The sequence below is a fragment of the Myroides sp. ZB35 genome (assembly GCF_001865835.1).
Lineage (GTDB): Bacteria > Bacteroidota > Bacteroidia > Flavobacteriales > Flavobacteriaceae > Flavobacterium > Flavobacterium odoratimimum.
In genome coordinates this window covers 1,077,701-1,089,908 of sequence record NZ_CP017769.1, presented here as the reverse complement: position 1 = coordinate 1,089,908, position 12,208 = coordinate 1,077,701, and the positions used below count along the sequence as shown (strand labels likewise).

12 protein-coding genes are annotated in these 12,208 nt (G+C 37.1%); 3 read left to right on the top strand and 9 right to left on the bottom strand.

The genetic code is table 11. The annotated features are described in order from the left end of the window. Window positions 1-10 precede the first annotated feature (10 nt). Window positions 11-568 carry a DUF3575 domain-containing protein gene (locus BK054_RS04930; RefSeq protein ID WP_006258016.1) on the top strand — a complete coding sequence of 186 codons (558 nt, stop codon included), beginning with the start codon at window positions 11-13 and terminating at the stop codon, window positions 566-568. Between the two features lie 71 nt (window positions 569-639). On the opposite strand, the gene BK054_RS04925 is transcribed toward BK054_RS04930, so the two are convergent. The 6 genes from BK054_RS04925 to dut all read right to left on the bottom strand — a co-directional run bounded on the left by BK054_RS04925 (window position 640) and on the right by dut (window position 6,532). Next, entirely contained in the window at window positions 640-2,187 is a 1,548-nt protein-coding gene (locus tag BK054_RS04925; RefSeq protein ID WP_006258017.1) for an aldehyde dehydrogenase family protein, read from the bottom strand. A gap of 87 nt (window positions 2,188-2,274) precedes the next feature. Next, window positions 2,275-2,808 carry a 3-hydroxyanthranilate 3,4-dioxygenase gene (locus BK054_RS04920; protein WP_071306996.1) on the bottom strand — a complete coding sequence of 178 codons (534 nt, stop codon included), beginning with the start codon at window positions 2,806-2,808 and terminating at the stop codon, window positions 2,275-2,277. Between the two features lie 15 nt (window positions 2,809-2,823). Further along, on the bottom strand, window positions 2,824-4,080 hold the full coding sequence (locus BK054_RS04915; protein ID WP_071306995.1) for a murein hydrolase activator EnvC family protein: 1,257 nt from the start codon (window positions 4,078-4,080) through the stop codon (window positions 2,824-2,826). Window positions 4,081-4,103: 23 nt separating this feature from the next. Continuing rightward, window positions 4,104-4,889, bottom strand: coding sequence for a DUF4292 domain-containing protein (locus tag BK054_RS04910; RefSeq protein ID WP_006258020.1), 786 nt, complete (start codon window positions 4,887-4,889; stop codon window positions 4,104-4,106). 168 nt (window positions 4,890-5,057) lie between these two features. Further along, window positions 5,058-6,068, bottom strand: a complete 1,011-nt coding sequence (locus BK054_RS04905) for a sugar nucleotidyltransferase (RefSeq protein ID WP_006265966.1) — start codon at window positions 6,066-6,068, stop codon at window positions 5,058-5,060. Window positions 6,069-6,094: 26 nt separating this feature from the next. Then, complete coding sequence (gene dut, locus BK054_RS04900; protein ID WP_006260413.1) at window positions 6,095-6,532, bottom strand: dUTP diphosphatase; 438 nt, start codon at window positions 6,530-6,532, stop codon at window positions 6,095-6,097. A gap of 439 nt (window positions 6,533-6,971) precedes the next feature. Between dut and xseA the strand changes: the two genes are divergently transcribed. Both xseA and xseB read left to right on the top strand, forming a co-directional pair. Continuing rightward, window positions 6,972-8,453, top strand: a complete 1,482-nt coding sequence (xseA, locus tag BK054_RS04895; RefSeq protein ID WP_071306994.1) for an exodeoxyribonuclease VII large subunit — start codon at window positions 6,972-6,974, stop codon at window positions 8,451-8,453. After that, window positions 8,420-8,614 carry an exodeoxyribonuclease VII small subunit gene (gene xseB, locus BK054_RS04890; protein ID WP_006260411.1) on the top strand — a complete coding sequence of 65 codons (195 nt, stop codon included), beginning with the start codon at window positions 8,420-8,422 and terminating at the stop codon, window positions 8,612-8,614. The genes xseA and xseB overlap by 34 nt, the downstream gene beginning before the upstream one ends. 132 nt (window positions 8,615-8,746) lie before the next feature. Here the strand turns inward: xseB and BK054_RS04885 are convergent, their stop codons facing one another. From BK054_RS04885 to BK054_RS04875, 3 genes are all read right to left on the bottom strand, one after another. After that, window positions 8,747-10,090 (bottom strand): mechanosensitive ion channel family protein, encoded by a 1,344-nt coding sequence (locus BK054_RS04885; protein WP_006260410.1) that lies wholly within the window; start codon window positions 10,088-10,090, stop codon window positions 8,747-8,749. Window positions 10,091-10,327: 237 nt separating this feature from the next. Continuing rightward, window positions 10,328-11,233 carry a flagellar motor protein MotB gene (locus tag BK054_RS04880; protein ID WP_006265962.1) on the bottom strand — a complete coding sequence of 302 codons (906 nt, stop codon included), beginning with the start codon at window positions 11,231-11,233 and terminating at the stop codon, window positions 10,328-10,330. A 31-nt stretch (window positions 11,234-11,264) separates the two neighbouring features. Next, window positions 11,265-12,029: an exodeoxyribonuclease III gene (locus BK054_RS04875; RefSeq protein ID WP_006258027.1), complete on the bottom strand. Its 765-nt coding sequence runs from the start codon at window positions 12,027-12,029 to the stop codon at window positions 11,265-11,267. Window positions 12,030-12,208 lie beyond the last annotated feature (179 nt).

Sequence of the window (12,208 nt, the reverse complement as noted above, 5' to 3'; positions counted from 1 at the left end):
ATCTTGTTATATGAAGAAAATATATTTAGTACTATTACTCTTAGTAGGTACAGTAGGAGCTAGAGCACAGGCTGTTAATGAAGTAAAAGTGAATGTGTTTAATACACTTGCACTAGCATCAGTAGAGATCGGGTATGAGCACTTTATTGGGCACAACCAGTCGATAGGAGCTAATTTTAATATCAACGACCGTTTTTCTTACCACAAAGAAAAAGGAGGAAAGAACCAAAAGTTTAATACCAACAGTTTAGTTGTTAACTATAACTACTATTTTGGGTCAGGGAATGATGCACATGGCAGTGGTTATGTAGTATCTCCTTTCTTGAAATACCGCTTTGGAGATTTTAAAGAGAATCTATGGTCAGAAGCAGCAGATACATCTATTAGAACTAAAGTAGATATGAATAGCTTCATCTTTGGAGTAGGCTTCGGGTATAAGTGGGCTTTAGGAGACTCATTCACGATTCATCCTTTTGCAGATATTGCGAGAAACTTCAGTAGTGAAGTGAATGACAGATTCTCTGCTATTGAGTTTAATGCAGGGATTAACTTAGGATATAGATTCTAAACACCTAGATAATAGAATAAAATAGAGGGTGCTTACTAACTGTAAGCACCCTCTATTTTTATAAGTATAGACTAGAAGTCAAATTTAATACCTTGTGCTAATGGTAACTCTGTACCATAGTTGATTGTATTCGTCTGTCTTCTCATATAAGCTTTCCACGCGTCTGACCCAGACTCTCTTCCTCCACCAGTCTCTTTCTCACCTCCGAATGCGCCTCCGATCTCAGCACCAGATGTACCGATATTCACATTAGCGATACCACAGTCAGAGCCTGCATGAGATAAGAATAACTCCATTTCTCTCATACTATTCGTGAAGATAGAAGAAGATAGCCCTTGAGGCACCCCGTTTTGCATAGCGATAGCCTCTTCGATATCTTTGTACTTCATGATGTATAAGATAGGTGCGAATGTCTCAGCCTGTATAATTTCGTAAGTATTCTTACCTTCTATGATACACGGTTTTACATAACATCCACTCTCATACCCAGCACCTTCTAGTACACCACCTTCTACGATGACCTTACCACCTTCAGCTTTTGCCTTTTCTATAGCGTCTAAGTAATCTTTTACAGCTGCTTTATCGATAAGTGGTCCTACGTGATTAGTAGCGTCTAATGGGTTCCCTATTTTTAATTGTGCATACGCCTTTTGTAGTACATCTACTGTTTTATCATATACGCTCTCGTGTACGATCAGCCTTCTCGTACTAGTACAGCGCTGTCCTGCAGTACCTACAGCTCCGAATACAGCCCCTACTAATACCATGTTGATATCAGCATGCTCAGATACGATGATAGCATTATTACCTCCAAGCTCTAGGATAGTATTACCGAAGCGTTCTGCTACAGTCTTAGATACATGTCTACCTATACGAGTAGACCCCGTGAATGACACTAGAGGGATTCTAGGATCCGTGTTGATTAGATCACCACACTCATTACCGATAACTAGGTTACATACACCTTCAGGGATATTGTTTTTCTTGAATACGCCAGCTACGATATTCTGACACGCTACACCACATAATGGTGTCTTAGAACTAGGTTTCCAGATACACACATCACCACATACCCATGCGATCATGGTATTCCAACTCCATACTGCTACCGGGAAGTTAAATGCAGAGATAACACCTACCACTCCGATAGGGTGCCACTGCTCATACATACGGTGCATAGGGCGCTCAGAATGCATCGTTAGTCCGTATAACTGACGAGATAGACCTACTGCGAAGTCACAGATGTCGATCATCTCCTGTACCTCACCTAGACCTTCTTGAAGGCTTTTTCCCATCTCGTATGATACTAGCTTGCCTAAGTATTCTTTTTTATTTCGAAGTTCTTCACCTATTTGTCTTACGATTTCGCCTCGTTTAGGAGCAGGTACTAGTCTCCAGCTTTTAAAAGCCTCCTCTGCAGTAGCCATTACTTTTTGGTAATCTTCTTTTGTAGAAGCTTTTACTTTTCCGATAAGTTGACCGTCTACAGGAGAATAAGATTCTATAATCCTACCGTTAGAAAAAGAATTAAGACCTGTAGAAGAACCATTGTTCTCTGCCACGAGTCCTAATTTTTCTAATACTTCCGAAATACCAAATTGGTTATTAGATGTCGTCATTTGTTTTTTTTATTTATAGTTTGTAATTGATTGTTACTTGCTAATATAAAAAAAAATATGACAGGGAGTGTAATGTACAGTAATCTACTATTCTACGAATTTTGCATCAGTAGGCATCACAGTCTGACAACACTTACAGGTTCTCAATTCTTCAGATGAGTAGAAATGTTTAAAATGAGGTAAGAAATCTTTCTCTATATCCGTCAATTCAAAATAGACTTCATATAATTTATGATTACAATTTTCACAGAACCACATGAGTCCATCTTTTGCACCAGGGTCTTTTCTCTTTTTCTCTACCACTAGTCCTACAGAGTTCTCTGTACGAATAGGCAAATGAGGTACCTTAGCAGGTAGTAGATAAATGTCTCCTTCGTTTAAGGTAATGCGCTTGCGTTCGTTATTCTCTTGTATATCGATATAGATAGTTCCTTCTAGTTGAAAGAAGAACTCTTCAGCTTCATTATAGTGAAAATCCTTTCTAGCATTAGGGCCACCTACGACCATAATGATATAATCAGCTGCTTCAGGGTAAATGTTTTTATTGCCAACAGGTGGTTTTAATAAATCTTTATTCTCTTTTACCCATTTAAATATATTGAATGATGATTGTGTACTCATAGTGTGGTGTATGAATTAATTACTTCTGCTCAGCCAACTTTGTGGGTTATAGATATCTGTATTTCGAGACAGTAAGAACTTCAGCACCGTCTGACCATTACTATTCGTACTGATAGACCCGATGTCTTGTTTTAGACTTACTTTATCTCCTTTTTTCACAGATACATCACCTAAGTTTTGATAAACAGTTATATAATCTCCATGTTGTATTAAGACAGCTTTATTACCACCAGGTAATACCTGTACCTGAAGCACATCCCCTCCGAATACTGCTCTAGCTCTAGCGCCTGCCTCAGTAGTGATCTCTACACCACTATTGTGTATCGTCAGCTGAGTCTGTACAGGGTGAGGCTGATCTCCATAAGGTAGAGAGATATATCCTTTAGCTACTGGCCAAGGAAGCTTACCTTGATTTGCTCTAAAGTTATCTGCTACGATTTTCCCTTCTGGAGTAAGCTCAAAGGCAGTAGCAGACTTCGTAGAAGCAGTAGACTTAGTCGTCTTCTTACCTTCTTTAGCGGCTTTCTCTCTAGCGATACGGTTCGCTTCTTCAATCGCTTCTTTGATCAATTGCTTGATTTTTCTATCGATTGCCTTTGTCTCCTCTTGCTTTTGCTTGATGTGTTTGTTATACTTTTGCTGATCTTTTTGTACGATAGACATTAGGTTCTTTTGTTCTCCTAGATCCTCTTGTAAGTTCTTTTCGTTCTGTTGTTGTTCAGCAAGTAGCTTTTGCTGTTTTGCTTTTTGTATACTCAGTCTAGCGAGTGCCTCTTTTAGAGATTCAGCCTTAGTCTTCACCTCATCTGCTTGAGATTTTCTATAGTCAGCATATTGCTTCATATACTGTACTCGTTTATAAGCTTGAAGGAAGTTATCTGATGATAATACGAACATCAGTCTACTTTGGCTAGACTTTGTTTTATATGATTTTAATACCAGATCAGCATAGTCTTTTCTAAGTTTAGCCAACTCTGCTTCTAGGGTATTAACCTCTTTTTCTGTTTTAGAGATATTGCTATTTGTTGCAGATATTTGTTTTTGAACATTGTTTATTAACTGTCTATTTAAGTTAATCTTACGGTTGTTCTCATCTATTTCTAATAGAATATTTCTCTCTTTCGTCTTTTCTTTTTTAAGTAAATCTTTGACAATATTTATCTCCACTAAGATTTGCTGCTTTCTACGCTCCAGTTGTTCTTGCGTTTCTTTCTTTTGCCCGTAAGCAAAAACAGTACATATTAATAATAAGGATAAATACGCTCGTCTCATTTGTAGATTACTTCTTGTTGATCTTATTGTTTTATTCCGACTTGTTTATAACCTGCTGGAACCTTGTAATTAAAGTTCAAGTTATCATTAAAAGTCACATTGTCATAACGAATGTTCAAATGTATGCTTTTTTCTTGTCTTGCATCTATATTTATTTCAGTAGGAGTCGTATATTTTCCCACTTTTTTATATTCTGGATACGAAATAGTGACAATTCTATTGCTAGATGCCTGAGATATCTCTTCTTTTTTCAATAATCCATTTTGGTCTTCGAAGAAATAAGCAGATTGAATATCTTCTTCTACCTTAGCTTTGATTTTGTGCAATCCTTCTTCTATAGATGCTTCATACTTATTAGTTCCTGACTGAGCATCTAGAGCCTGGCCTAATAGCAGATTCTGAAATTTAGTATAGTTAAGGTCTGTACCTAACCACTGACTTAGCATACTGAAGTCTCCTTTGAAGAATACCTTATTCCACTTCTCATAATACTGCACCCCTTCTGGAGTTACATATACCTTAGCTATCGGAATACCTATAAAGCGAATGTTCAGCAAGATCTGTTTATCCTTTTCGATAAAGATATCCATAGAGAACTTCTTAGATTCGTTATCCGCCTCATAAGAAGCAGAAGAGCGAATAGCAGTGGTAGTGAAGTCTACTATTTGTTTATTGTGGTTGTTTAGAATCGTAAGCACAGTTTTAGCATTACTAGCCTCACTCTCGTCTAGTATACCATCCATGTTTTTCTTCTTACATCCTACGACTAGAAATAAAGTACATATAATAAGTAGGGATATCTTTCTCATAATTGTCTAAAACTATTTTATAGTAGCAAGATAGATAAAAAAAATCCGTTTTAAATAAAGTTTAAAACGGATTTAATATTTTAGAGTCTGTTCCTGTATTCAATAAGGATGCAGATATAGTCAAATAAATATATCAACAGAGTATACAGGCGACGTCTATATCATGATTTAGTCTAGTACAGAGTAGTCTCCGATACTGATACTCGTATGCTTACCGTCATAAGTAGCATGGTTACCCACCATAGCATTATCTAGATTTGCATTTCTGATTGTAGAGTTTGTTTGGATAAGACTGTTTTTGATGGTAGCATTCTCTACTTTACAGTTGTCTCCTAGAGATACATTAGGTCCTACAGTCGTATTCACTAGTACTACATTCTCTCCGATATAACATGGACGGATGATTGTACTGTTCTCTAACACTACATTACTAGATACATAGTTAGCGTTCTCTTGTTCTAAGAAACCTAGCATTCTATTATTCGTATCTACAGTTACATTTTTATTACCACAGTCCATCCACTCATCTACCTGACCAGGTACGAAGCGCATTCCTTTTTGCTTCATATTCTCTAGAGCGTCTGTTAGTTGGTATTCACCTCCTTTGATAATATTATTATCTAGTAAGTACTCTAATTCTTTGCGCAACGTTTCACCACTTTTAAAGTAGTAGATACCGATGATTGCTAGATCAGAGACGAACTCTTTAGGCTTCTCTACGAAATCTACGATGTCGTTTTTATCATTTAGTTGTACTACACCGAATGCGCTAGGATCTTCTACTTGTTTTACCCAGATAACGCTGTCAGCATCTTTCTCTAGGTTAAAGTCAGCGCGGAATAACGTATCTGCGTACGCTACCACGATAGGTCCTTGCATTGCTTCTTTAGCACATAGGATAGCATGAGCAGTTCCTAGAGCTTCGTTTTGATAGCAGATTGTCCCTTTCGCTCCTAGTTTAGCAGCGATAGCGATTAAGTCTTCTTCTACTTTTTTTCCAAAGCTCTCGTGGATGATAAATGCAATCTCATCTATCGTATCGTTAAGAACTTTAGCGATGTCTTCTACTAATCGGTGTACAATTGGTTTCCCAGCAATAGGGATTAATGGTTTAGGAACAGTTAATGTGTGAGGACGAAGTCTAGACCCACGACCAGCCATTGGTACAATAATTTTCATTTTCTAATATCTTTATATTACAATATCTATTTTACTCCAGTACTCCCAAAACCTCCAGCACCTCTCTCTGTATCAGTAAGTACCTCTACAGGCTGCCATTGGATTTGTTCGTATTTAGCGATTACCATTTGAGCAATGCGTTCCCCGTTCTCTATCACGAAAGGTTCTTTTGACAGATTGACTAAGATAATACCTATTTCACCTCTATAATCAGCATCTATAGTACCAGGGCTATTTAGTAAGGTGATTCCTCTTTTTGCAGCTAATCCACTTCTAGGTCTGATTTGTGCTTCGTATCCCTCAGGTAGTTCTATAAATAGACCTGTAGGTACGATGGCTCTCTCTAGAGAGTTTAGCGTGATAGATTCTTCTAAGTTCGCTCTAAGATCCATCCCCGCAGACTGATTCGTCTCATAATTCGGCAATGAATGTTTAGATTTATTGATGATTTTTACGGTAGTCATATCTATTTTTTAATGGTTAACAAAGATAAAAAAGTTATACTGATTAAAAGAACATTATGCGATTAAGTATGAGTGTGATATTGTGTTTTTTATGTTTTTATAGGGGTGGTCGGCTTGTGGTCGGCATTTGATGGGCATGTGGTCGGCTAAAAAGTACTATAAATAAGCCGACCACCTACCGATCAATAGCCAAGCAAATAATGATCACAAGGACTAGACTCAAAGAATGAAGTTATAATCCTGCTGAAATGAGGAGATGTAAGCAAGGAGTTGTTATAAATTATAGCAATTCTGATCGATAGGGCACTTTAGACTTATTTCGGAGCTATTTTTGTGCTATTCATAAATATAATAATGAGAAGCGAAGACCATAGATTTCGTTTAGATATCTTAATAAAGATTGTATTTTTGGTCTAAAGAGTTTCTAGATTTTAAACAGATGTATATAGACAATAAGTATTATCGACTGAGCACTATCCTCTATAGAGTGAAGGATATAGTAGATAAGGCTATATCGAATAACTACTTTTGGCTAAGGGCAGAGATAGGTCAGCTAAAGGAAGACCGAAAGGGACATCTCTATCTAGAACTCGTAGAGCACAAAGATGGAGTAGTGCTAGCCAAGTGTCGTGCGAATATCTGGCAATCTAATGCCTATGTGATTAAAAAAACCTTAGGGGAGAATGCGAATGAGATACTGAAGAATGGGGCTGAGATTATGTGTTACTGCGAAGTCACGTTTAGTAATCTATACGGGATGTCTATAAATATACATCGGATAGACTTGTCATACTCATTAGGGGAGGTAGAACGCATAAAACAAGAGAATCTTAGAAAGCTAGTAGAGCAGGGATATCATCAGCAGAATAAAGAACTGTATCTACCTGCTGTGCTTCAGCGCATAGCCTTAGTAAGTTCTAAAGGGACTGCAGGGCATGCAGATTTTATAAAACAACTAGAGGAGAACGAGTATAACTTCGTCTATCATCTAGATCATTATGACTGTCAAGTGCAGGGGGATGGGGCTGTAGCGTCTATACAAGAGGCGCTGAGTGAGATAGAGCCAGATGCGTATGATGTGATCGTGCTGATTAGAGGGGGAGGATCGGCGCTAGACTTAGATGTGTTTAATCACTACGAGTTAGCAGTGACGCTAGCTACGAGTCATACACCTGTATTTACTGGGATAGGACATGAGACTGATAGTTCGTTAGCTGACTTTGTGGCTAATCGCTATTTTAAAACGCCGAGTGCTGTAGCGGCTTATATCGTGGAGCGAACTGCTCTGTTCTATACGGATATCAGTAGGATGTATGAAGGCATTATACAATCTTATAAACAGCATATCACTGTAGAACAGCATAAACTAGAAGTAGCAGAGAAGGAGATAAGGTTATATGGAGTGGCACAAGCCAAACAAAAAAAGCAGGAACTAGGTACGTTATCTAATAGACTGATAACAGAGGTGAGAAAACGCCTTCATACAGAAGAGTCGTTTATAGAGAGTGCAACGCAGTCTATCTCCTATCGGGCTCAACGCATAACAGGTAAAGAAAATCAGATGCTAAAAGAAAAAACGAAGCTGGTGGCTTATCTAGCACAACAATGTATCGATGTACATCAACAACAACTGAATACTTCACTTGAGAAATTAGTATATCAGGTAAAAGGGCAGTTGAAGAAAGAACGTGTACGATTAGTTACCTTCGAAGAGATTACGACAGCGTATGACCTGAGTTCTATTCTAAGGAAAGGGTTTGCGATCGTGATGCACAATGGGCAACTGTTGAATGAACACCAAGAATTAAATATAGGAGATGAGCTAGAGATAGCGATCTATAATAAGAAGTATAGAATTATATTAGCAGAAATAAAAGAAGTGAAGCAATGGAACAACTTACTTATGAAAAAGCCGCTTTAGAATTAGAAGCAATTCTGAATGATTTAAAGAATGATGAAGTCACAGTAGACGAATTAGCGAGTAAAGTAGAGCGCGCATCTAAACTAATAGTGTTCTGTAAAGAGAAACTCACAACTACAGAACAACAAGTAGAAGGCATTATAGAGAAACTAGGACTATAAAATAAGAACACGATCATAGAGATACTCCATGACCGTGTTCGTCGTATGTAGTTTGCTATATTATAGTCTTTCTTTCATGTCTAAGAGAAGACAGGCTATAGCGACCTGTTATAATCATGGTAATAAGTATCCTTAGTTACCAAACGAATCATGATTAGTCATGCTGTTCTGTAGGAAATGTCGTACATCATCAGAAGAAGGCAACTCATATACATCTAGGTGAAAATAATCTACAGCGGCTAATATGTGGTCGAATATGTCTGCCATGATATTCTCATATACTGCCCACACAGTGGTATTCGTGAAGGTGTATATCTCTATCGGTAGCCCGTGCTCTGTAGGTTGTAAGTGCCTTACCATAAGATGATATTCTTTGTGAATATTAGGGTTCTGTTCTATATACCTCGTCACATAAGCTCTGAACATTCCTATATTTGTTATTCTACGTCCGTTGATAGGCATAGATTGATCAGCTTGTGTTCTCTCGTTGTATTCTTCTATTTCTTTTTGACGCTCTTCTATATACGGAGCTAATAGTTGTATCTTTTTAAGTAGTTCTATCTCATCCTTCTCTAGATAGCGAATAGAAGAGATTTTAATATTGATACTTCTCTTAATCCTTCTACCTCCAGAAGTCTGCATACCTCTATAGTTTTTAAACGAGTCACTGATTAGAAGGTGAGTCGGTATGGTGGTGATTGTCTTGTCAAAGTTCTGCACCTTCACCGTACTTAGGTTCATCTCTAGTACTGTACCATCTGCACCATACTTCGCCATCTCTATCCAGTCTCCTACGCGTACCATATCATTAGAAGAAACTTGAATACTCGCTACGAATCCCATAATAGTATCTTTAAACACTAATAGAAGAATAGCAGAGGCTGCTCCTAATGAGATTAAGAATTTGATAGGGTCTGTACCTGTGATGATAGAGAATATAATAATCCCTGAGAAGAAATAGACTAGTATACTAGATACTTGTGCGTAGCTATCTAGAGGTTTGTCTGCTAGACGTGGCTTGCTCTTTAGATAATCGCGGGTACTGCGTATAGTAGATCTAATCACTAAGGTCAGAGCCACTGTGACTAAGATATCTGTCAAAGACATCACAAACTTCGTTAGGTTCGGAAAGCCTAAAAAGAATATCGGAAATAAGATTTTCGCTAAGGCAATCGGAATTAAGTGTGTGACATTGTGAAAGAATTTATTTTCTACTAATAAGTCATCGAACGTCGTTTTAGTCTTAGAACTAAAAGTCTTTACTAAGACAATAAAAAAGTTCTTTAGAATATAATCTAAAATGAACATACAGATTGTAAAGGACGTTAGTAATAGAATAGCTGTCACCACATGGGTAGCATATTCTGATAGACCTAAGAAGTCTAGCAGGTTGTAGAACCACTGATATAGTCCGTTGAAATCTTCTGTATTGATAATAGTGTTAATATTAGTAACTAGATAGTTATTAATCATCATGTAATTATGGCTTTTATATTTATAGCTCTTTTAATATAAGCATTATAGCAGACAAATACAAATGAGTACTGCTAATGTGTGTGAAAAGTAATTAATTTTTTAGAGAAATCACTTAAGAAAAGTATAAACTGTTGAAAAAACAGGTGAGTCTGAAGAGAGTGTATTGTCATGATGTAAAAAAAGGCGAAATGCTTAACATCTCGCCTTTTAGTGGGTATTTTATATTTTTTTTTAATGCTATAGTTGATTCAGCATAGAGTTGATTTTATCCAGATTAGGAGTTAAGATAACTTCTATACGTCTGTTCTTCGCTTTGCCCTCAGCAGTGTTGTTACTTGCTAGCGGAGCATATTCACTTCTACCAGCAGCTGTAAGATTTCTCTTATCTATCTGAGGCGTTTGCTCTAGAATAGACACGATAGTTAAAGATCGTTTAGTAGATAAGTCCCAATTGGTCTTCACTCCATCTCCTAGATTACCTAATATCTTATCATTATCTGTATGCCCTTCTATCAGTACTGTGATATCTGGGTTATCAGCTAATACCTTGCCTAGCTCTACTACTGCCTCTTTTCCTTCATCACTGATCGTCCAACTACCAGATTTAAACAACAATTTGTTTTCCATAGAGACATAGACACGTCCATTTTTTTGTTCGATGGTCAGTCCTCTTCCTTCGAATGCGTTTAGGGCATTAGATAAGTTGTCTTTTAGGGTACGCATCTGCTTATCATTAGCCGCTAAGATACTCTCTAGCTCAGCTACACGTCTTGATTTCTCTTCTAGTTCCGTTTTAGCTTTAGCTAGTCTAGCAGCCTCTGCTTTTAGTGTTTCTTCACTGTGCTTCTCTAGATTGTTATAAGAGCTTTCTAGGTCTCTTAGTTTGTTCTGTGCAGCAGCGATTTCAGCGTTAAGATTACTTCTCTCTTGTTGCAGTTCTTTTAACTGAGCAGCTAGTTGTCTTTTGATATTTTCTAAGTCTGTATTAGAACTATTCATCAGGTCTAATTCACTACTTAGCTGTTCGTTTTCGGCTAACGCATCTTTGTACTGTTGATCTAGTTCATTGTATAACTTGCGTGTCACACATGATGATAACATGGTAAGCGCTAATAAGCCTAGGCTAATCTTTTTAATTGACATAGTTTGTTGTTTTATGAGGGAAAAATAGGGGTTATGCGTCTATCTCTACGAGTATTGGGCAGTGATCAGAGTGCTTTACATCAGGTAGTATAGTCGCGTGTTTTATCTTGCTTCTCATATTCTCTGTCACTAAGTGATAGTCTATTCTCCACCCTTTATTATTATTACGAGCATTCGCTCTGTATGTCCACCAGCTGTAGTTATGTGGCTCTTGGTTGAACATACGGAAGCTGTCTATAAACCCATTGTTGATAAACTTGTCTAACCATGCACGTTCTTCTGGCAAGAAACCTGATACTTTAGCATTGCGCACAGGGTCATGGATGTCGATAGCTTGGTGACAGATATTATAGTCTCCACAGATTACTAGATTTGGAATCTCTTTCTTTAGGTTATCGATATAGTTGAAGAAGTCATCCATATACTGATATTTAAAGTCTAGTCGCTCTATATTAGAAGCAGAAGGTAGGTATAGAGACATCACAGAGATATCGTCATAGTCTACTCTTAAGTTTCTACCTTCGAAGTCCATATAGTCTATACCTGTTCCGAATACTACGTTCTTAGGTTCTTGTTTACACAAGATAGCTACTCCACTATAACCAGCTTTCTGAGCAGAATAATAGTATTGGTATGGATATCCAGCAGCTAGTATATCCGCTACAGGTATTTGATCTTCTTTTGCTTTTATTTCTTGTAGACATATAATGTCTGGATTCTCTTCTTGAATCCATTCTATAAATCCTTTGTTTATAGCAGCACGTATTCCATTTACGTTATACGAGATTATCTTCATATAAAATGAGTATGTAGTTTAAAAAATCAAAAATATAAAAAATATATTTTTTGATTTAATATCTTATCTTTGTTTTAATCAGTTATTTATACATTTTGTAATTTCTTTTTTATGAATTATAGTACTAGTCTGATAAAATAAAATGGAATAGCTGAAGATTTTAGTATATTTGTATTACT